The sequence below is a fragment of the Pseudomonas sp. URMO17WK12:I11 genome (assembly GCF_007677725.1).
GTDB lineage: Bacteria > Pseudomonadota > Gammaproteobacteria > Pseudomonadales > Pseudomonadaceae > Aquipseudomonas.
Genome location: NZ_VEDF01000015.1, coordinates 1 through 21,425, shown reverse-complemented (window position 1 = coordinate 21,425; position 21,425 = coordinate 1). Strand labels below are relative to the sequence as shown.

Here is a 21,425-nt window from a genome sequence, read left to right as displayed (position 1 = left end):
TAGGGATCGTCACCCATGAAAGCCTTGCGCCCCCCAAAAAACGAAGCCCAAGCCGCCAACCTGGCCCAACGCCGGGCTCGCAAACCGCATATGCAGGTATTGCCAGATGCCGCGGAAAACCTGCTGGACAAACCCGAAGTGCTCGGTATTGCCGACCCGGTAGATGGCACATTGCTGCGCGATACGCTGCATGAACCGCTACAGGTCGATATTCCAGTATTTCGCCACCTCCCAGAAGAGGGAGATTACGTGGACATATGGGTGCAACTTTCCAGCGAGGGTGACATTGAAGACAAATATCATGACATCAGTGCCGGCATGACATTCGCGGGCCCGATGGAAAGCGGCGACTTTCCCTTACAAATTACGGCTGATAATAAGAAGCTACCTGCCAATGGCAAAGTTTGGCTGCGTTATCGCATGCGCAATGCCGTTGGCCAGCCCGAAGAGTCTGTATCTGTTCCCTTGATATGTGACAGCACACCACCGTGGGGACTTGATATCCAACCCGCTGCTCCGCTGTTGCCCGCGACTCCGATAGATGATGCCTACCTCGCCACGCATGGCGACCTGCTCGGCACATTGCCAGCCTTTAACGATCAGGAACCCGACAAAGATCTTTACAAGATTTATTACTTCAACCATTGGCCAGATGAGCACGACGACTACACCACCCCCGCCCATGAAGGCCCACTCAATGCGAACCGCGATATATTACTGCCTAAAGCCCTGATCGAAACGCATTCGGATGGGCAGTACTACGTCGTTTATTACCTGTTCGACAAGGCTGGGAATAAAAGCCGACTGTCATTGGCCTCTACCATCCATGTGACCCTCGGCGCGCTGCCAGAGAACTTGCAAGACCCCGAAGTACCGCTCGCACGCGGGGACAATCTGCTCGACTTGCAAGATGCAATCCAGGGGATTACCGTTGAAATCCCTTATTACGATAACGCCCGCGCTACCGACCACCTACAGGTGACGTGGGGTGGAACGACATTGATTAGCGAACCTGTTGGCGGTAAGCAATTTCCCATTTCCATCATCGTGCCCAAAAGCGTATTGCGGTTGGAATACGGTAACTTCACCGGGCTCAAGGACACCCCTGTCAGCTATCAGGTGTTGCGTGGCGATGTCCCCTTTGGCCCCAAGTCAATCAACGTGGATGTAGACTTCAGTGTCATCGGCCCAGTCCGCCCGGACCCGGACCCGGATTGGCCTGACCCTATCAATGCCGAGTTGCTGGCCCCGGATGTCACGGGCGGGAGTGGCAATAACCCAATCAACATATTGAGACGCGATGATGGAAACCTTGACGCCACTTTCACCTTCCCACGTTATGCGAACGCCGCAGACGGCCAGGTCGTGGATTTTTACTGGAATGGTGAATTGGCCGAGGACGTCCGCTATACAGTGAATCTTTCGGACCCCGACCCCATTACTGTTACGCTTCCATGGAAGTATATTGAAGCAGCGGGTAACCACCCTCAGCTGCCGTTTTATTACACCATCCGTGCTTCAATAGATGCCACTAACGTTCAACAATCAGTGGTGCAGTTTGTCGATGCAGATGCCGTTACCAAAATACTGCCACTCCCTGCCTATGAGGGTATCAACAGCAGTAACTGGTTAGTGTGCGCGTCACTGCGAGAGGCCGGTAAAGCGCTTGCGTTGCGTGTGACTATTCCCGATCTTACCGACGAGACCCATCCGGGCAGCCAATTGAGAGTGTATTGGGACCCCTATATCGGTAGCTCAGACTCCAATGGTTCAGACCCCGTGCCGGGCGCCAAGGCCGAGTGGACTATTGATATCGACGCCAACACTATCAAAGGCTTTACTCACAGGATCGAGCCCTACGATGAGCGCCTGCTGCCCATCTATGATTGGCCCAACAGTACCCGTGCACGTGCACGGGTGCGTTATGAAATAGTCGGCGGGCCCAGCTCAGAATGGGCGGTGCAAAGAATCAGCCTTGGTGAAGGCAACGACAGCTGCGTTGTGAGCTGAGCGCAACCAGGTAGGAGATCAGTGGCATCGATCGGGCCTCGATGTCACTGATCAGATGTTGAATTTTTACCATTATTTGTAGGGCGTTTCCTACATAAGTAGAGAATTTTCCAGACTACCGTGTGCGAAGGATCGCCATTGAATGGAGATCGATTCGAGGTATTACTTCACCGAGGAGACGGTCGTGACTATTTTCTACCCAGCAGAATTGAAAGCTGCGTTATCCCTGTACGCCTTGGTTCCAGCCAGTTTGCTGCTGGCCACATCAGCACTCGCCCAGACCAATGTGACCAAAGATACCGTTATTGGCGCAGGCAGCCCCGTTGATAATTACCGAGTCTTGAATGGCGCGAACTTGACGGCGAGCAATGTCAAGTTGTTGTACTTGGATGTCGACAGGGGCTCTTCCGCGACGCTCGACAATGTACAGATACTGCCAGGCACCAGCAGCGCGGTGGGCATCGGGCTGCAACAGGCTGCCGTCACTGTGCGCAACACCACGGTAAGCACCAGTGGCCGCGCTTTCATCGCCGCGGGTGGCAGCCAGGCCACGATGAGTGACAGCCTGATCGAGGGCGGAACTATCGGCGCGCAAATCAACAGCAGTGTGGTGGAACTGCAGCGCACGACGCTGACCGGGACCGACAGTGGCAGCCGCGGCGCGGAATTGTTGAACGGCACCCTGATCGCGACTGACAAAAGCGTGATCAGCGGCGGCACCAGCGGCATTCGCGTCTCCGACCTCGCAACGCCTGGTGCGTCCCGCCTGGTGCTGGACGATAGCCTGGTCGAAGGCCGCGACGGCGCAGCGATCGTTGTCGGCCGCGGTAATGGTCGGCTGGCTTCGGCGGACATCCAGGTGCAGAACGGCGCCGTGCTCCGGGGCAGCAACGGAGTATTGCTGGAGGTTGCCGACGGGGCCGATGCTCGGCTGCTGGTCAGCGGCAGCACCACCCGGCTGGACGGCGATGTCGTTGTCAACGGTAATGGCAGTGCTGCAGTTACGCTGGAACAGGCAGCAACCTTTACCGGGGAATTGCGCAACGTCGAGCAGGTCGCGATCAATAGCGATGCTCAGTGGAACCTGATCGGCGATACCCAGGCCAGCAATGTGAGCCTGAACGGCGGAAACATTCGATTAGGCGAAGCGGGCAGCTTCTACACGCTGTCGATGGCCAATCTTTCCGGCAACGGCAACTTCCTCATGCAGGCCAACTTCGACGATGACCAGGCTGACTTCCTGGAAATCACCGGGCAGGCCACCGGCGAGCACACGCTCAGCATCACGGCCACGGGTACCGACCCCAAGGGCGACAGCAGGTTGCACATGGTGCACGCCGCCAGCGGCGATGCCAGTTTCAGCCTGGCGGGCGGCCCGGTTGACCTGGGCGCCTATTCCTACGACCTGGTGCGCGAGGATGCCAATGATTGGTATCTGGACCTGACCAAGCGCGTGGTCAGCCCAGGCGCAGGCACGGTGCTGGCGCTGTTCAACAGCGCGCCCACCGTGTGGTACGGAGAGCTCGGCATCCTGCGCAGCCGCATGGGCGAGGTACGCCGTGACAGTGCCAGTTCCGGCGCCTGGGTACGGACCTTCGGCAATAAATACAATGTATCGGCGGCGGGCGACGTGACTTACCAGCAAGTCCAGCAAGGAGTATCCGTGGGCATCGACTGGCCTGTCGCTGACAGTGGCTGGCTGGCGGGTGTGATGGCGGGCTACAGCCATTCGGACGTTGATCTCAAACAGGGTGCTTCGGCAGATATCGACAGCTACCACGTCGGCGCCTATACGACCTGGACGGATCCGCGCAGCGGCTACTACTTCGACGCTATCGCCCGTGTCAACCGCTATCAGAACAGCGCTGACGTGCGCTTGAGCGACGGCAGCAAGACCAAAGGCAACTATGAAAACCATGGGGTCGGCGTTGCCGTCGAGGCAGGCCGTCACCTGCGGTTCGAAGACGATTACTTCCTCGAACCCTTCGCCCAACTGTCGGCGCTGGTGATCGAAGGCAAAGACTACCAGCTGGACAACGGCATGCAGGCGCAAGGCGGCACCACCCGCTCACTGCAAGCCAAGCTGGGTTCTACGCTCGGCCGCACCTTCAAAGCGAGCAATGGACGCACGGTGCAACCCTACCTGCGGGCCGCGGTGGTCCACGAATTTGCCGACAACAACCTGGTCAAGGTCAATGACAACCGCTTCAACAATGACTTGTCCGGTACCCGCGGCGAAGTTGGGGGTGGGGTAACGCTCGGCTGGGCAGACAAATGGCAGGGCCACGCCGAAGTTGAATACAGCCATGGCCGAAAACTCGAACAGCCTTGGGGCGTGAATCTCGGGGTTCGTTATAACTGGTAAACACACAGGGGGGCCGGCCACGGCCCCTTCTCATTGGAGGAGCACAATGTCCATTGTGAAGCTGCGAACCGTTCGCAAAGTGGATTTCGCCGCCACTTACCTACCCCCCAGCATTCCTGCCCTGTTGCCGGACATTGCTGACGGGGAAATCAATCTGCTGCCCTTCAAGGCAACCTTCACCCCTCTGCGTGTCGAGTTCCCCATGTGGCGCCATTCCGACCCGTCGCCAGAAGAGCCGGAGACGCTCGTACTGTTCATCAATGAGAGGCCCGTCGCCAGACGCCAATGGACGGCGCCGGTTAAGGAAGTAGAATTGTTCATCGATGTCGAGGCGCGCTTTCTGATCGAAGGCCATCACGACATCCATTACCAGGTAACGGTGCACTACGGCGAGACGGTGCCTTCAGAAAAACTGCGGATCATCATCGATAAAACCCCACCCTATCTGGGTGAAAACGATGATCTTGTCTACCCTCCGGAAGTGATACGCAACGGGGTGACCGAGCGCTATCTGGAAGCCAACGGCGACCAGTTACTCGGCCAAGTACCCAAATACACCGGCGCGGCGGTGGGCGACAAGGTGCGCTGGTACTGGAGCGCCAGCCCAGTGGGCAAAGAACTGGTCGGCATTCGCGAGCTGACCAAGGCAGACCTCGATACGCCGCTGACGCTGGCGATCCCTGGCGATTTCATCCGCCAATCCAAGGACGGACCGCGCTTCGCCCGCTACGAAGTGCAGGACCGTGCCGGTACTGCGATTCAGCGTTCATTGGCCGTTGGCATCGGTGCGGCGGTGCTACCCGCTCCCCGCAACCTGCCTCCGATCAAAGTCGTGCAAGCTATCGGTACGGCGTTTTTCAGCACGCTCAAGCCGCGCGACGCGCTAAACGGCGCCACGCTGGAGATACCCAGTGATGCCGTGCTGGAAGACGACGACCTGATCACGGTGTTCTGGGGCGAGCCGGGCACGGTTGGCGCCTACAGCAGCGACGTTCCCATCACACCCGGTGGGCGCCGCTTCCAGGTGCCGAAGGCCAACATCGCTCCGCACATGGGCAAGGCGATAGAGGTCAGGTATCAGGTCAAGAGCCGGGCCGATGAGCTGTTCGACTCGCAAATCCATCGCCTGCAGGTTGAATGGCTGACCGGCTTGCCCGTGGTGCAATGCGACAAGATCACCGATCACCTCCTGGTGCTGAGCACCATGGGTGACCGAGCAAACTTCTCCCTGCCAACCTGGCAACACATGGCCACATCACAGTTCGTCACGGTTTGGCTCGAGGGGGTCAAGCGTGGTGCACCCAGGGAGAAGGTGACGCTGCCGCTGGTTAGCGAAGCGCCGGTGCCAGGCGAAAATAGCGCCATGCCCGTGGGTTCATTGACCAAAGGGCAATTGCAGCAGCTTGAGTCTGGGTATCAATTCCAGGTGAAGGTCAGAGTGAGTTTTGACGATAAACAGAGCTGGCTGACATTCCCACACACCTCCGCAACGCTGGTAGACATTCCTGGATAGACCGCGGCGGACGAACTGCAGAAACGAAAAAAGACGCCTAAGCGTCTTTTTTCGTGTGCCTGCCCTTCAGGTTGAAGGGGCAGCCTACTGTTTGGAGCGGGAAACGAGACTCGAACTCGCGACCCCGACCTTGGCAAGGTCGTGCTCTACCAACTGAGCTATTCCCGCAATGTGAAGCTTTACCGCTAATCGGCGTGAAGCGCCTTTACGACCCTCACCACCACTGCACCGTGCGAACGCCACAGTATTTAAACTGGAGCGGGAAACGAGACTCGAACTCGCGACCCCGACCTTGGCAAGGTCGTGCTCTACCAACTGAGCTATTCCCGCGTTTGGCGTCCCCTAGGGGACTCGAACCCCTGTTACCGCCGTGAAAGGGCGGTGTCCTAGGCCACTAGACGAAGGGGACACACTACACTTTTCAGTGCACCAGGACCTGAACCTCACGATTCAGACTGGATTTCTATTTCCTGCCCCGCCGTCAAGCGTTGCCGGAGAATTTGGAGCGGGAAACGAGACTCGAACTCGCGACCCCGACCTTGGCAAGGTCGTGCTCTACCAACTGAGCTATTCCCGCATAATGGCGTCCCCTAGGGGACTCGAACCCCTGTTACCGCCGTGAAAGGGCGGTGTCCTAGGCCACTAGACGAAGGGGACACACTGCTGGCATCGCTGCCTGCTTTCACTGCCTGCCGCGTTTCGCTGTGTGCTTTACGCTGCAAGTGGCGCGCATTCTATGTATGCCAGGAAGGGCCGTCAACCCTTTTGTAGAAATTTATTTAAATCAATGACTTCGCGCCTTATTGGGCCCACAGATGAAACGCGCCGAGTGAATGGCGTTGATTTTCTGGCGCCACCTCGGGCAAGCTCACTATCAATATGCCAGCATCATGTCTCGATGCGGATTGCCGATAGCTAAACAGATGCACCCAACCGGGCCTCATGTTGGCAAGCTGGCTCCTACACTCAATAAGTAAACCCTTTCATGAGGCGTTAACGGTGACCCCACTTCTGATCACATTGCTCATCGTGGCCGGGATCGCATTGCTGATCGTGATCGGCTACCTCAATAACGTGGTCGAGAACGGCAAGCTCGAACGCGCGCGCTTGAAAATCGAGCTGGCCGAACGGGTGCGGCGGTGTGGGGAGATCAGCGAATCCTTCCCCGGCCAGTTCATGACCCCGGCCTTGAAACTGCTGCTGGCACGACTGGAACTCAACCTCGAGCAGCGGCGCCTGGCACTGGATAAGCACAATGCCGAGCTCAAGGGCCGTATCGCCGAACTGGTGGAACTGGTCGCCCAAGGCTCTGGTATCGCGCTGAACAATCCGCCCTGCCCGATCCAGACCGAAGCCAAGGCCAAGGATGTGCGTTTTCTGCTCGAGGCGCTGCATACCTTGGTGGTCAAGGCGACTCAGGAAAACGTCATACCGACAGCCGAGGGCAAGCAATGGGTCAAGGAGATCCGCCACATCCTGGTGCTCTTGCACATCGAGTTCTTCAACAATCTGGGCCAGCAGGCCCTGCAGCAAGAGCAGCCGGGGCAGGCGCGTCTGGCCTTCGAGCGCGGCGTGCAATACCTGCGCAAGCAGCCGGAGCCGAAGCTTTATGAAGAGCAGCTGACCTACCTGGAAAAACTGCTGAACCGGGCCAATGCCCAGGTGATGGATCGAATGGAGCCGGCGCAGGACGAACAGAACGAATTGACCGAGGGGCTCAAGACCGACGAAGACGAAACCTGGAAAAAGCGCGTTATCTACGATTGATACCAGGCCGGTTCCGGCCCTGTGCAAAGCGGTCTTGCCGAGCGCTTGCACAGGCGCCATTGAAGACGACAGTGATCAGCAGTCGCTCAGCTCAAGGAAAATCGCCGCCAGGCGCTCCAGCCCGGCTTGATCGGCCTCGCTGAAGCGCGCAAGCTTCGGGCTATCGAGGTCCAGCACGCCAATCAGGCGCCCCTCCTTCACCAACGGGATCACCAGCTCGCTGTTCGACGCACTGTCGCAGGCAATATGCCCGGGAAACGCATGTACATCCTCGACCCGCTGGGTTTGCCGGGTAGCTGCAGCTGCCCCGCACACGCCTTGGCTGAAGGCGATCCGTACACAGGCAACCTGGCCTTGGAACGGGCCGAGCACCAGCTGTTCATCGCGATTGAGGTAGAACCCCGCCCAGTTGAGGTCTTCGACCTGGTGGTAGAGAAACGCCGAAAACTGCGCGGCATTGGCGATGAAATCGCGCTCGTCGCTGAACAGCGCCTGCACTTGCGCCGCCAGCAGGTCGTAGCCGTCGAGGCCAGTGCCACTGGCATTGAGGTCGATCATTTACTTTTGCTCCAGCAATTGCAGCCCGACCCAATAGCGGGCGAACTGATAGGCACAACGGCCATTACGGTTGCCGCGCCCGGTTGCCCAGCGCACGGCGAGAATGTCCAACGCTTCGTCACGCTGCCAGCACAGACCGGCGGCGCTCGCCAGTTGACCGATCCAGTGTTCGACCACGTCGAGGAAGTGTTCCTGGCTGAACGGATAGAACGACAGCCACAAGCCAAATCGGTCAGATAACGCGATCTTGTCCTCCACCGCCTCATTCGGGTGCAGTTCGCCGTCGACCCTCTTCCAGTTTTCGTTGTCGCTCTGCTTTTCCGGCACCAGGTGACGGCGGTTGGACGTGGCGTACAGCAGCACGTTGTCCGGGGCCTGCTCCAGCGAGCCATCGAGCACGCTCTTGAGCACCCGGTAGTCGCCCTCCCCGGCTTCGAATGAAAGGTCATCGCAGAACAAGATGAAGCGTTGCGGCAATTTTTGCAGCTGCTCGACCACGCGCGGTAGATCGGCCAGGTGATCGCGCTCGATTTCGATCAGGCGCAACCCGGTGCTGGCGTGCTCGGCCAGCAGGGCACGCACCAGCGAAGACTTGCCGGTGCCACGCGAGCCCCAGAGCAACGCATGGTTGGCCGGCATGCCGTTGATGAACTGGTGTGTATTGCGGCCCAGTTGCTCGCGCTGCTGATCGACGCCGATCAGGTCGCTCAAACGGATATCCAGGCTCACCTGCAGCGGCATCAGGTAGCCACTGCGGCCATCACGCTGCCAGCGGGCAGCCAGGCTGGTATCCCAGTCGATTGCCGGGCGTGCGGCAGGCAGCAGAGGCTCCAAGCGCGCCAAAACCGATTCGGCGCGGTCGAGGAAAGTGTTCAAACGGGCGTCCATGACGACTCCTACGGATTCAGGTATAGGCTGAATGTGTGACAAGGCCACCAGTAGCCGGGGTGGATCGGCTATGCTTGCGCAGCGCAAGGAATGTGAAACCGGCTCGGGACTCATGGATATCAAGTTCACCAATCGCCTGTCCTACAAGCAAGCCCGGTTGACAGTCCTGGTAGGCTTCATCCTGGGAACATTGCTCAGTCTCATCCAGATCGGCATCGATTATGCCAGTGAAGACGCATCCATCAACCGCGAAGTGCAGGCACTGCTGCAAATCAGCCACAACCCGGCATCGCGGATCGCCTACAACATCGACTCGGAACTGGCGCTGGAGCTGACCCGAGGCTTGCTCGAATCGCCGGCGATCATCCACGCGCGCCTGATCGACAACAACGACACGGTGCTCGCCGATGTCGAGCGTCCGCGCCTGCAGGACCGCCTGCGTCCCTTGAGCGACTTTCTGTTCGGCCAGGAGCGCCAGTTCAAGGAACGCCTGTACCTGACCCACATGCCCGAGGAATACCTCGGCACCTTGTACCTGGATGTCGACACCTACGCATTTGGCGGGCGTTTTCTCAACCGTGCCGGCGTCACCCTGCTCAATGGTTTCGCCCGCAGCCTGGTGCTGACCGGCATACTGCTCGCGCTGTTCTACATCATGCTGACCAAGCCGCTGGTGACGGTGATCGGCGCCCTGACCGGACGCGACCCGCGCCAGCCCGGGCAAACCCGTGTCGACTGCCCCCCAGGCCACGAACTGGACGAGATCGGCGTACTGGTCAAGGTGGCCAACCAGCAATTCGTCAGCATGGCGACCGAGATCCAGCAGCGGCGTAATGCCGAGAACCGTCTGACGCAATACCTCAACGAACTCGAAGACATCGTCTCGGCGCGCACCGAGCAGCTCAAGGCCAGCAACAGCCGCCTGAGCCAGTCCAACCAGGAACTGGAAGAGGCGCGCCAACGCGCGCTCGACATGGCCCAGGCGCGCGCTGCGTTCCTGGCCAACATGAGCCACGAAATCCGCACCCCGCTCAACGGCATGCTGGGCATGATCGCCCTGGCGCTGGACAGCCCCATGGCCGGCGAACAGCGCCAGCAGCTGGCGATTGCCCATGACTCGGGCAAAGTGCTGGTGGAATTGCTCAACGATATCCTCGACCTGTCCAAGTTCGATGCCGGGCAGCTGGAGCTCGAGCGCATCCCCTTCGACCTCGGCGCGATGGTCGAAGACACCGCCAATCTGCTTTCGCAAAACGCCGCGCAAAGTGTCGAGCTCACCTGCCTGATCGCAGATGGCTTTCCAAGCTCGGTGCTAGGTGACCCCATGCGGGTGCGCCAGGTGATCAGCAACCTGCTGTCCAACGCCCTGAAATTCACCCGCTTCGGCCGCGTTGACGTGCGCCTGACCCAGATCGTTGGCGGGGTTCGCCTGGAGGTGCGCGACACTGGCATCGGTATCCCGGTGGACGCCCAGACGCGCATCTTTCAACCCTTCACCCAGGCCGGTGCCGGCATCTCCCGGCAATACGGCGGTACGGGCTTGGGCCTGGCGCTCACCCGCAACCTGTGCCAGGCCATGCAGGGACGCCTGCACATCGAGTCGGAGACGGGCTTTGGCAGTCGCTTCAGCGCCGAGCTGCCGCTGACTGCCCATACCGAGGCCTTGGCAGCGCCAGCCCTCAAAGGCAAGGTCGTGGCCATCAGCGACGCTGGCAGCGGCCTGAGCGAGCTGCTGCAGGCCCTGCTGCCGACCTGGGGGCTGGACTATCAGCGGCATGACAGCAGCGCCGCGCTGCCTGCCGCCATCGACTTGTTGATCACCGACGATCTCGAGCATCTGTTCCAACTGCGCCCGGCCCTCGAGGCGCCGATCCTGCTTGTGACGGCCTACGGCAACTTCCTGACCAGCGAGCAATCGGCGCAATTGGCCCCGCTGCACCAACTGGCCCGCCCGCTGGCACGCAATGCGCTCTATCAAACCCTGCGCCGCACCCTTCAGGGCCATGCGCCGGAACATCCACTGGCGACCCCTCTGCCAGGCTCCGTCGCAGGGCGCGCGCGCATCCTTCTGGTCGAAGACAACCCGGTCAACCAATTGGTCGCCAAGGGCATGCTGGCCAAGCTCGGCTGCCAGGTGCAGGTGGCCACCCAGGGTCTAGAGGCGCTGGACTGGCTAGAGCGCGAGGACTTCGACCTGGTGCTGATGGACTGCAACATGCCGGTCATGGACGGCTACGAGGCCAGCCGACGCATTCGCCAGAGCGGGCGCTGGTCGGACCTGCCCATCGTCGCCCTGACTGCCAACGCCATGCCCGAGGAGCGCGAGCGCTGCCGCGCCGCGGGTATGAGCGACTACCTGGCCAAGCCTTTCCGCCGCGAAGAGCTGCTGGCGCTGATCGATCACTGGGTGCCGCTCAGCGGCTGAGCAGACGCTCGATGTCGGCCTCCAAGGCCTGCGGTTTGGTCGTTGGCGCATAACGCGTGACCTGGCCGCTGGCAGGGTCAATCAGGAACTTGGTGAAATTCCACTTGATTCGCTGGGTACCCAACAGGCCAGGAGCGCGCTGCTTGAGCGCGGCGAACAAGGGATGCGCGCCGGGTCCGTTGACCTCGACCTTGCGAAACAGCGGAAAGCTCACGCCGAAATTACGCTCGCAGAATTGCGCGATCTCGCGCGTATCGCCCGGTTCCTGCTTGCCAAACTGGTTGCATGGAAAGCCGAGCACTACCAAGCCTCGTTCGCGGTAGTGCTGCCATAGCTGCTCCAGACCCTTGTACTGCGGGGTGAAACCGCATTGGCTGGCGGTGTTGACCACCAGCAGTGCCTTGGCGGGGAAGTCACCGAGTTTCTTCGGCTCGCCGCCGAGGGTCATGCAGGTGATGTCCAGCATCGTTTCAGCCATCATTGCGCTCCGTCGCGGGGCTTGAAGTCCAGGCACACCGAATTGATGCAGTAGCGCAGGCCGGTCGGCGGCGGGCCATCGGGAAAGACATGGCCCAGGTGCGCATCGCACTGGGCGCAGGTGACCTCGGTACGGATCATGCCGTGGGAGGTGTCGCGGATCTCGATCATCGCGCGCTCTTCGATCGGCGCGTAGAAGCTAGGCCAGCCGCAGCCGGCGTCGAATTTGGTGCGGGCGTCGAACAGCGGCAGTTCGCAGCAGATGCAGTGATAGATGCCGTCACGCCGTTCGCTGTTGTACTTGCCGCTGAAGGGCCGCTCGGTCCCCTTCAGCCGACACACCTGGTACTGCTCGGGGTCGAGCATCTCGCGCCATTGTTCCAGTGTCTTGTCGATCTTTTGCATGAGTAAACCTCGGCAGGCTGAATTTCACCTCGCGCCGGCTTTTCCCTGGCGCGGGTGGCACGTATATTAGTTGGCTTGGTGTGCAAGGCCTCAAGTCTGGCACCCGCTTTCTGCCCTTTCAAACCTTTCGACCAAAGGGCGGCGCGTATTCTCAATCGGGATCCCATCATGCAGTTCAGCAAATCGAACAAGCTCGCCAATGTCTGCTACGACATTCGCGGCCCAGTGCTCAAGCACGCCAAACGCCTGGAAGAGGAAGGCCATCGCATCCTCAAGCTGAACATCGGCAACCCGGCGCCGTTTGGCTTCGAGGCGCCCGACGAGATTCTCCAGGATGTGATCCGCAACTTGCCGACTGCCCAAGGCTACAGCGACTCCAAGGGTTTGTTCAGCGCGCGCAAGGCGGTCATGCAGTATTGCCAGCAAAAAGAGATCGAAGGCGTCACCATCGAGGACATCTACCTCGGCAATGGTGTGTCCGAGCTGATCGTCATGTCGATGCAGGCGCTGCTCAACAACGGCGACGAAGTGCTGATTCCAGCCCCTGACTACCCGCTGTGGACCGCCGCCGTGAGCCTGGCCGGGGGCAAGCCGGTGCATTACCTGTGCGACGAGCAGGCCGACTGGTTCCCGGACCTGGCCGACATCAAGGCCAAGATCACCCCCAATACCAAGGCACTGGTGATCATCAATCCGAACAACCCTACCGGCGCCGTGTATTCCAAGGAACTGCTGCAGGGCATGTTGGAGCTGGCGCGTCAGCACAACCTGGTGGTGTTCTCCGATGAGATCTACGACAAGATCCTCTATGACGAAGCCGTGCACATCAGCACCGCCTCGCTGGCGCCCGATCTGCTGTGCCTGACCTTCAATGGGCTGTCCAAGTCCTACCGAGTGGCAGGTTTCCGCTCCGGTTGGCTGATCATCTCCGGGCCCAAGCACCATGCCCAGAGCTACATCGAAGGCATCGACATGCTGGCCAACATGCGCCTGTGCGCCAACGTGCCGGCCCAGCACGCGATCCAGACCGCGCTGGGCGGCTACCAGAGCATCAATGACCTGGTGCTGCCACCCGGGCGCCTGCTCGAACAGCGCAACCGCACCTATGAATTGCTCAACGACATTCCAGGGGTCAGCTGCGTCAAGCCGATGGGCGCCTTGTACGCCTTCCCGCGGATCGACCCAAAGGTCTGCCCGATTCTCAACGACGAAAAATTCGCCCTCGACTTGCTGTTGTCGGAGAAACTGCTGATCGTCCAGGGCACAGCGTTCAACTGGCCATGGCCGGACCACTTCCGCGTGGTCACCTTGCCACGTGTGGATGATCTCGAGGCGGCGATCGGGCGGATCGGGAATTTCCTGCGCACCTATTCGCAATAAGCATCGGCGCACTGGCGCCGGTCGACCTGCACGCCGGGGCTGTAAAATGGCCCCTGCGTTCGCACCGGATGATTCTTACATCCTGCAACGCTCTACCTCACAGCCCGCGTCGAATGCTCTGCCATAATGCGCCGTACACAGTTTGAAATAGTCGCCCGATTGAATCGGCGCGGCCGGCACCTTATATACCCCGCAGTACGCAACGACTTATCCGTCAGGAGAACGTAACAACCATGATGCGCATTCTGTTGTTTGTAGCCACCAACCTCGCGGTGGTGCTGGTTGCAAGCATTACCCTGAGCCTGTTCGGCTTCAACGGGTTCATGGCCGCCAATGGGGTTGACCTCAACCTCAGCAGCCTGCTGGTCTTCTGCGCGGTGTTCGGCTTCGCAGGTTCTCTGGTTTCGCTGTTCATCTCCAAGTGGATGGCGAAGATGAGCACCGGCACCCAGATCATCACCCAGCCGCGCACTCGCCACGAGCAGTGGCTGCTGCAGACGGTCGAAGAGCTGTCCCGCGAAGCCGGCATCAAAATGCCCGAGGTGGGTATCTTCCCCGCCTACGAGGCCAACGCCTTCGCCACCGGCTGGAACCGTAACGACGCCCTGGTCGCCGTGTCCCAGGGCCTGCTGGAGCGCTTCTCGCCCGATGAGGTGCGCGCAGTATTGGCCCACGAGATCGGCCATGTGGCCAACGGCGACATGGTCACCCTGGCGCTGGTGCAGGGCGTGGTCAACACCTTCGTGATGTTCTTCGCCCGCATCATCGGCAATTTCGTCGACAAGGTGATCTTCAAGAACGAAGAAGGCCAAGGTATCGCCTACTACGTGGCGACCATCGTCGCCGAGCTGATCCTGGGTATCCTTGCCAGCATGATCGTCATGTGGTTCTCGCGCCGCCGCGAGTATCGCGCCGACGAAGCCGGTGCGCGATTGGCCGGCACCCAGGCCATGATCGGCGCCCTGCAACGCCTGCGTGTCGAACAAGGCCTGCCGGTGCACATGCCGGATACCATGAAGGCCTTCGGCATCAACGGTGGCCTCAAGCAAGGCCTGGCCGGCCTGCTGATGAGCCACCCGCCACTGGAAGAACGTATCGAAGCGCTGCGCCGTCGCGGTTGATCCGCTGGCTATGGCAAGGGCGACTGCGGTCGCCCTTTTTTGTGCCTGCTTAGCGGCCTATCCGATAGACCCGCTCGAGCAAGCTCGCCACACCGGCCTGGACAAACTTGGGGCTGTGCTCGATCAGCTCGACCGCGTCCAACGCCTCCACCTGCCAGCCGGCAAAGCCTTGGCGAACTTCTTGCTCATTGACCGAGAACGGCGGCCCTGGCAGGCGTGACTGCGGGTACTCCAACGTCACCACGATGCCCTGGCACTGCTCCGGCAACACCGCGCAGAGCTGCCGCAGGTAGGCACTGCGCATCGGCGGCGGCAGGGCGATCAGGGCGGCACGGTCGTATAAACCCACGCAATCGCTGGTGTCTTGTGGCTGCAGGGCGAAGAAATCACCACACCAGATCTCAAGCCCGGCAGTGCGCCAGATCTCGAAGGCGCCTTGCTGGCGCACCTCAGCCTCAAGGCCGTGTTCGGTGAAGAAATCTGCTACTGCCTGCCGGGAAAGCTCGACGCCGAGCACGTTATGCCCCTGCCCGGCCAACCAGGCCAGGTCGAGACTCTTGCCACACAATGGCACCAGCACTCGGCTTGCCGCCGGCAATTGCAGCTGCGGCCAACAGCGCTTCAGGTACGGGTTCACCTCGGCTTGATGAAAACCAATCTGCTGGTTGGCCCATCGCTGCTGCCAGAACGCTGGCTCCATGATCACTCCCAGTTATTCGATGATTTCAGGGCAAAAGTTGGTTTGGATTTCGATTGATGCTTGATCGAAGATGAACGCATCTTAACCTTCAGGAACCCATCATGCTGCCTAGTTTGTTCATCTCCCACGGCTCGCCCATGCTTGCCTTGCAACCCGGCGCCAGCGGGCCTGCCTTGAAAACCCTGGCCGCTACCCTGCCGCGGCCCGCTGCAATCGTGGTGGTTTCAGCTCACTGGGAAAGCGATGAGCTGCAGGTATCAAGTGCCGCACAACCGCAAACCTGGCACGATTTCCGCGGCTTTCCACCGGCGCTGTACGCGGTCAATTACCCCGCCCCGGGCGCCCCGGCCCTGGCCAGCCGGATCGCCGACCTGCTGCAAGCTCGCCTGGACGCGCAACGCCCGTTCGACCACGGTACCTGGGTGCCCTTGTCGTTGATGTACCCCGACGCAGATATTCCGGTCGTTCAGGTCTCGTTACCCAGCCGTCTGGGGCCAGCCATGCAGTTGCAAGTCGGGCAAACATTGGCAGCGCTGCGAGCGCAAGGCGTGCTGCTGATCGGTTCTGGCAGCATCACCCACAACTTGGGCGAGCTGGACTGGCAGGCCGGGCCTGAGGTAATCGAGCCCTGGGCGCTGACGTTCCGGGACTGGGTGGTAGAGCGGTTGCAGGCAAATGACCAGGCGGCGCTGCTGGATTACCGCAAGCAGGCGCCGTTTGCAGCGCGCAATCATCCCAGCGATGAACATCTGCTGCCGCTGTTCTTTGCCCTCGGGGCTGGGGATAGGTTCGGGATTGTGCACCAGGGCTTTACCCTCGGGGCTCTGGGGATGGACATCTACCGGTTCGACTGAACATTACCGGTGGCGCTTGGCGCCCCCTCGCGAGCACAGGCAAAAAAAATCCCCAGCCTGGGCTGGGGACTTTTTTATCGCGTAGGGATCAATCTTCGCGATAACGGCGCAGCTTCAGCTGCTTGCCGGCAACGCGAGTATCCTTGAGCTTGGACAGCAGCTTCTCGAGGCCATCTTCAGGCAGCTCGATCAGGCTGAAGCTGTCACGCACCTGGATGCGACCGATGGCATCACGGGCCAGGCCACCTTCGTTGAGGATCGCGCCCAGCAGGTTCTTGGCGGCGATGCCATCACGGGCGCCCAGGGCGGTACGGCAACGCACACGGCCTTCAGCCAGTGGCAGCGGCGCGCGGCGCTCGCGGTCGCCACGGTCACCACGGTCGCTGCGCTCACCACGCTCGGTACGCTCGCCACGCGGGGCGAAGCTAGGCACCAACGGCTGCTCACGCTCTACCGCAGCCAGGTCCAGCGCTTGGCCGTTGGTAGCCTTGCGCAGCAGGGCCGAGGCCAGTGCGCGTGCGCTGCAACCCAAGTCCGCAGTCAGGCGATCGAACAGTTCACCGTGGGTGGCTTCGGCTTCGGCGACCAATGGCGCGAGGCTGTTGGTCAGCTTCTTGATGCGCGCGTCCAGCACCGCTTGGGCGTTCGGCAGACGGGCTTCGGCAACCTTCTGCCCAGTGACGCGCTCGATGACTTGCAGCATGCGACGCTCACGCGGAGTGACCAGCAGCAGCGCGCGGCCATCGCGGCCGGCACGGCCAGTACGGCCGATACGGTGCACGTAGGACTCTGGGTCGTACGGCATGTCGACGTTGAACACGTGGGTGATGCGCGGCACGTCCAGACCACGGGCAGCGACGTCGGTGGCGACGACGATGTCCAGGCGACCGTCCTTGAGCGAGTCGATGACGCGCTCACGCTGGTTCTGGGCGATGTCGCCGTTCAGCGCGGCCGCCTTGTAGCCCTTGGCTTCCAGTGCGGCGGCCAGGTCCAGCGTGGCTTGCTTGGTGCGCACGAAGGCGATCAGGGCGTCGAATTCCTCGACTTCCAGCAGACGCAGCACAGCTGGGATCTTCTGGTCGGCGTGGACCATCAGGTGTGCCTGGTCGATTGCGGTGACGGTCTGGGTCTTGCTCTGGATCTTGACGTGCTTGGGTTCGCGCAGGTGACGCTCGGCGATCGAACGGATCGACGACGGCAGGGTGGCGGAGAACAGCACGGTCTGACGGCTGGCCGGGATGGCATCGAAGATGACTTCGAGGTCGTCCATGAAGCCCAGCTTGAGCATTTCGTCGGCTTCGTCCAGCACCAGGTACTGCACGGTCGACAGGACTTTCTCGTCACGACGCAGGTGGTCGCACAGACGGCCAGGTGTGGCGACGACGATTTGCGCGCCGTTGCGAATGGCACGCAGCTGTGGGCCCATCGGGGCACCACCGTAGACGGCCACGACATTAACGCCCGGCATCTGCTTGGCGTAAGTTTCGAAAGCGGTAGCGACTTGCAGCGCCAACTCACGGGTTGGCGCCAGGATCAGGGCTTGCGGTTCGCGCTTGCTCACATCGATCTTGTTGAGGATCGGCAGGGCGAAGGCAGCGGTCTTGCCGGTGCCAGTCTGCGCCTGGCCGATCATGTCGTGACCGGCGAGGATGATCGGGATCGATTGTTGCTGAATGGCAGACGGCTCTTCGTAGCCGGTCGCCAGAACGGCAGCAACAATGTTCGGATTAAGATCGAGAGCGGCGAAGCCGCCGGTTTCCTGGGTCATGGGTCTGCCTCTATGTGCATCCGCAAAGACCCATGCTCCAAAGCTGCACATGCCTTGAAAGACCGGAACGGTCACCCAGGCAGCTTTGGCGGCGGGGATTTGCGAAAACGATTGAAAAAGAAAACGTGGGAAAGGTCCGCCTAGCGGACGTGCAGCCGAAGCTGGACTCGGGGGATTTGCACCACCTGATTTTTGAGGTCCGCTAAAAGACCGGCGCGTACTATACCCGAATTAATGCAGGGGCGTGAGGAAATTTTTCTGTCCAGGCGGCCAGCATCAAGCCATCTCGCGCTTGTAGCTGAATCGGTTTACCCGCCCACCATGACGCGACCCTCCGCGCTCAGGCTTTCAGGTGGCGGGACGTATCTCGCGGATCAGCCCTTCCAGGCTATAGCCCAGACGCGGCGCCAGCGCCTGGGCCCGCGCGCGCAGGCCCTCGAGGTCGAGCTGCTGCTCGAGGTCCGCAGGTACGAGCAGGATCACATTGCCCTCCTTCACTGGTAACTCCCAGTAATGGCGGTGATACAGCCCACGCAACAGCGCCGCCCCGAGCGGCTTGCCGTCATCGTTCGCCCACTGGTTGATCACCAGCCAGCCACCGGGGTTGAGCTGGCGCTGGCAGCCCTGCAGGAAATTCCACGCCAGGTGCCCTACCCCCGGACCATGGTCGGTGTACAGGTCGACGAACAGCAGGTCGGCGGGCTCGGCCGTCGGCAGCAACTCGAGGGCATCACCGATGCGCACGTACAGGCGCGGATCGTCGTCCAGGCCCATATAGTCCATGGCCAGGCGCGGCACATCGGCGCGCAATTCAATGGCTTCAATGTCTTCGAGTTGCAGGAATTTCATGCACGCCTGGGTCAGCGTGCCCGCGCCCAATCCTAGAAACAGCGCGCTCTCTGGTTGCGCATGGCACAGGGCACCGACCAGCATGGCGCGGGTGTAGTCATATTCCAGCCAACTGGGGTCGGCGGTGAACACGCAGCTTTGCTCGATGGCATCGCCGAATTCAAGGAAGCGGTAATCCTCGACCTCGTACACGCTGATGACGCCAAAGGCGTCCTCGACCCGGGCCAACAGCTTCTCTTCCCGCTGCGTCGTCATCGACCTGCATCCACTTGGGCAAAACGCGCATTGTCCGCCAACACCTCGGATGCAACAAGCGCGGCGGCAGCTGATACCATGACCATCAGCCTAAACCTACATTACCGAGCCTGTGATGAACCGACCGTGGAGCCCTGACAGCTGGCGTGCCCTGCCGATCCAGCAGCAACCGACCTACCCTGACGCTGCGCACCTGCACAAGGTCGAGCAGACCTTGGCGAGCTATCCGCCGCTGGTGTTCGCGGGCGAGGCGCGCGAGCTGCGCCGACAATTCGCCGAGGTCACCGAGGGCCGGGCATTTCTGCTGCAGGGCGGCGACTGTGCCGAGAGCTTTGCCGAATTTTCGGCAGCGAAAATCCGCGACACCTTCAAGGTGCTGTTGCAGATGGCGATTGTCATGACCTTCGCCGCTGGCTGTCCGGTGGTGAAGGTGGGGCGCATGGCGGGGCAATTCGCCAAGCCGCGCTCATCCGGTGACGAGACCCTGGGTAATGTCACGTTGCCGGCCTACCGCGGCGACATCGTCAATGGCATCGGTTTCGATGAAAAGAGCCGGGTGCCGGACCCTGAGCGTCTGTTGCAGGCTTACCACCAGGCCACGGCCAGTCTGAACCTACTGCGTGCCTTCGCCCAGGGTGGTTTCGCCGACCTGCATCAGGTGCACAAATGGAACCTGGACTTCATCGCCAACTCGGCGCTGGCCGACAAGTACCACCAGTTGGCCAATCGCATCGACGAAACCCTGGCATTCATGCGCGCCTGTGGCCTGGACAGTGCGCCGCAATTGCGCGAAACCAGTTTCTTCACCGCCCATGAGGCACTGTTGCTGAATTACGAAGAGGCGTTCGTGCGTCAGGACAGCCTGACTGGCGATTACTACGACTGTTCAGCGCACATGCTGTGGATTGGCGACCGCACGCGCCAGCTCGATGGCGCGCATGTGGAGTTTCTGCGCGGGGTGCACAATCCGATCGGTGTTAAAGTGGGGCCGAGCATGAATCCGGAGGAGTTGATCCGGCTGATCGACACGCTCAATCCAGCGAACGATCCGGGGCGGCTGAATCTGATCGTGCGGATGGGTGCGGGTAAGGTTGGCGCGCATCTGCCGGGGTTGATCCGCACGGTCGAGCGCGAGGGGCGCAAGGTGCTGTGGAGTTCCGATCCGATGCACGGCAATACGATCAAGGCCAGCAGCGGGTACAAGACGCGGGACTTTGCGCAGATTCTCGATGAGGTGAAGCAGTTCTTCCAAGTGCATCAGGCTGAGGGCAGCCATGCGGGGGGGATTCATATCGAGATGACCGGGCAGAATGTGACGGAATGTATTGGCGGGGCGCGGCCGATTACTGAAGATGGGTTGTCGGACCGGTACCATACTCACTGCGATCCGCGGATGAACGCCGATCAATCGCTTGAGTTGGCGTTTTTGATTGCCGAGACATTGAAGCAAGTTCGGCGAGAAGTGGTTGGCTTCCAATAGACAGGGATAAATCTTCATAAGCCCTATCTTTGCCATTGCTGTTGCTGTTGCTGTTGCTGTTGCTTTGGCTTCTAAGCGCGCAATAGTCCAGGCAACACAAGTTGCGACTTCAGGAGGCCGAGCGTAGGTGTCTGGAGGGCCCAGGGTGCGCAGCACCCCCGACGGCGTAGCCGGAGGACGCGAGCTGTACGACTTGCGTAGCAAGTTGTGGCCGCGCAGGGCCCGCAAGACGCCGAAGCGAGGGGACCCCGGAGCGCAGCGCAGGGGCCGTATGTAGGAGCGCAGCGTTTTTTGGTTACTTTTTGTCGCGTCTGACAAAAAGTGACTCGCCGTAAAGGCGAAAGGGTGATTATGCGTCGCCGCCACTATTGAATGCGCATAAAACCTCCAAAACAGCCACTGCCGCTAATCACCCTACCCAAGTTTCAACCGAAGTTTAAGTTTAAGTTTAAGTTTAAGTTTAAGTTAGGAGATTCGAGTGGTGGCTTTAACGCCGCATGCGCATGCATTTACGATAGTGGCGCACACTCACTTTTCCGCCCTTACGGCGTCCTACTTTTTGCCGGGTCAAAAAGTAGGCAAAAACCCCCTGCTCCCACATCCGGCCCCT

15 protein-coding genes, 5 tRNA genes and 1 pseudogene are annotated in these 21,425 nt (G+C 60.6%); 9 read left to right on the top strand and 12 right to left on the bottom strand.

The window, feature by feature from the left end:
• Positions 1-15 precede the first annotated feature (15 nt).
• The 3 genes from FS665_RS21385 to FS665_RS21375 all read left to right on the top strand — a co-directional run bounded on the left by FS665_RS21385 (position 16) and on the right by FS665_RS21375 (position 5,888).
• Positions 16-2,010 carry a hypothetical protein gene (locus FS665_RS21385; protein ID WP_145193067.1) on the top strand — a complete coding sequence of 665 codons (1,995 nt, stop codon included), beginning with the start codon at positions 16-18 and terminating at the stop codon, positions 2,008-2,010.
• Positions 2,011-2,365: 355 nt separating this feature from the next.
• Entirely contained in the window at positions 2,366-4,375 is a 2,010-nt protein-coding gene (locus tag FS665_RS21380; protein WP_256675123.1) for an autotransporter outer membrane beta-barrel domain-containing protein, read from the top strand.
• A 46-nt stretch (positions 4,376-4,421) separates the two neighbouring features.
• Positions 4,422-5,888, top strand: coding sequence for a hypothetical protein (locus FS665_RS21375; RefSeq protein WP_145193063.1), 1,467 nt, complete (start codon positions 4,422-4,424; stop codon positions 5,886-5,888).
• A gap of 92 nt (positions 5,889-5,980) precedes the next feature.
• Here FS665_RS21375 and FS665_RS21370 read toward each other — a convergent pair.
• The 5 genes from FS665_RS21370 to FS665_RS21350 form a co-directional block, all read right to left on the bottom strand.
• Positions 5,981-6,056: transfer RNA gene (locus tag FS665_RS21370), tRNA-Gly, on the bottom strand.
• Positions 6,057-6,142: 86 nt separating this feature from the next.
• Positions 6,143-6,218 (bottom strand) — tRNA-Gly (locus FS665_RS21365).
• A 3-nt stretch (positions 6,219-6,221) separates the two neighbouring features.
• A tRNA-Glu gene (locus FS665_RS21360) sits at positions 6,222-6,297 on the bottom strand.
• Between the two features lie 92 nt (positions 6,298-6,389).
• A tRNA-Gly gene (locus tag FS665_RS21355) sits at positions 6,390-6,465 on the bottom strand.
• A gap of 4 nt (positions 6,466-6,469) precedes the next feature.
• A tRNA-Glu gene (locus FS665_RS21350) sits at positions 6,470-6,545 on the bottom strand.
• A 342-nt stretch (positions 6,546-6,887) separates the two neighbouring features.
• Between FS665_RS21350 and FS665_RS21345 the strand changes: the two genes are divergently transcribed.
• Positions 6,888-7,655, top strand: a complete 768-nt coding sequence (locus FS665_RS21345) for a hypothetical protein (protein ID WP_145193062.1) — start codon at positions 6,888-6,890, stop codon at positions 7,653-7,655.
• Between the two features lie 75 nt (positions 7,656-7,730).
• Here the strand turns inward: FS665_RS21345 and FS665_RS21340 are convergent, their stop codons facing one another.
• Together FS665_RS21340 and FS665_RS21335 are read right to left on the bottom strand one after the other, a co-directional pair.
• On the bottom strand, positions 7,731-8,213 hold the full coding sequence (locus FS665_RS21340) for a GAF domain-containing protein (RefSeq protein WP_145193060.1): 483 nt from the start codon (positions 8,211-8,213) through the stop codon (positions 7,731-7,733).
• Complete coding sequence (locus tag FS665_RS21335; protein ID WP_145193058.1) at positions 8,214-9,101, bottom strand: ATP-binding protein; 888 nt, start codon at positions 9,099-9,101, stop codon at positions 8,214-8,216.
• 70 nt (positions 9,102-9,171) lie between these two features.
• On the opposite strand from FS665_RS21335, the gene FS665_RS21330 reads away from it, so the two are divergent.
• Positions 9,172-11,526 carry a response regulator gene (locus FS665_RS21330; RefSeq protein WP_145193056.1) on the top strand — a complete coding sequence of 785 codons (2,355 nt, stop codon included), beginning with the start codon at positions 9,172-9,174 and terminating at the stop codon, positions 11,524-11,526.
• On the opposite strand, the gene FS665_RS21325 is transcribed toward FS665_RS21330, so the two are convergent.
• Both FS665_RS21325 and msrB read right to left on the bottom strand, forming a co-directional pair.
• Positions 11,516-12,004, bottom strand: a complete 489-nt coding sequence (locus FS665_RS21325) for a glutathione peroxidase (protein WP_145193054.1) — start codon at positions 12,002-12,004, stop codon at positions 11,516-11,518. The two genes, FS665_RS21330 and FS665_RS21325, sit on opposite strands and share 11 nt — an antisense overlap.
• Entirely contained in the window at positions 12,004-12,408 is a 405-nt protein-coding gene (gene msrB / locus FS665_RS21320) for a peptide-methionine (R)-S-oxide reductase MsrB (RefSeq protein ID WP_145193052.1), read from the bottom strand. The genes FS665_RS21325 and msrB overlap by 1 nt, the downstream gene beginning before the upstream one ends.
• Before the next feature lie 168 nt (positions 12,409-12,576).
• On the opposite strand from msrB, the gene FS665_RS21315 reads away from it, so the two are divergent.
• On the top strand, positions 12,577-13,788 hold the full coding sequence (locus tag FS665_RS21315) for a pyridoxal phosphate-dependent aminotransferase (protein WP_145193050.1): 1,212 nt from the start codon (positions 12,577-12,579) through the stop codon (positions 13,786-13,788).
• Positions 13,789-14,021: 233 nt separating this feature from the next.
• Complete coding sequence (gene htpX / locus FS665_RS21310) at positions 14,022-14,909, top strand: protease HtpX (protein WP_145193049.1); 888 nt, start codon at positions 14,022-14,024, stop codon at positions 14,907-14,909.
• 49 nt (positions 14,910-14,958) lie between these two features.
• Here htpX and FS665_RS21305 read toward each other — a convergent pair whose 3' ends face one another.
• The gene (locus FS665_RS21305) at positions 14,959-15,609 is read right to left on the bottom strand and encodes a thiopurine S-methyltransferase (protein WP_145193047.1); all 651 of its coding nucleotides are present in this window, start codon (positions 15,607-15,609) and stop codon (positions 14,959-14,961) included.
• Between the two features lie 101 nt (positions 15,610-15,710).
• On the opposite strand from FS665_RS21305, the gene FS665_RS21300 reads away from it, so the two are divergent.
• Positions 15,711-16,463 (top strand): class III extradiol ring-cleavage dioxygenase, encoded by a 753-nt coding sequence (locus FS665_RS21300; RefSeq protein ID WP_145193045.1) that lies wholly within the window; start codon positions 15,711-15,713, stop codon positions 16,461-16,463.
• A gap of 88 nt (positions 16,464-16,551) precedes the next feature.
• On the opposite strand, the pseudogene FS665_RS21295 reads toward FS665_RS21300, so the two are convergent.
• Positions 16,552-18,265: pseudogene (locus FS665_RS21295) on the bottom strand (DEAD/DEAH box helicase).
• A gap of 314 nt (positions 18,266-18,579) precedes the next feature.
• Entirely contained in the window at positions 18,580-19,335 is a 756-nt protein-coding gene (locus FS665_RS21290; RefSeq protein ID WP_145193041.1) for a spermidine synthase, read from the bottom strand.
• A 115-nt stretch (positions 19,336-19,450) separates the two neighbouring features.
• Between FS665_RS21290 and FS665_RS21285 the strand changes: the two genes are divergently transcribed.
• Positions 19,451-20,815, top strand: a complete 1,365-nt coding sequence (locus tag FS665_RS21285) for a class II 3-deoxy-7-phosphoheptulonate synthase (RefSeq protein ID WP_145193039.1) — start codon at positions 19,451-19,453, stop codon at positions 20,813-20,815.
• The last annotated feature ends 610 nt before the right edge of the window (positions 20,816-21,425 follow it).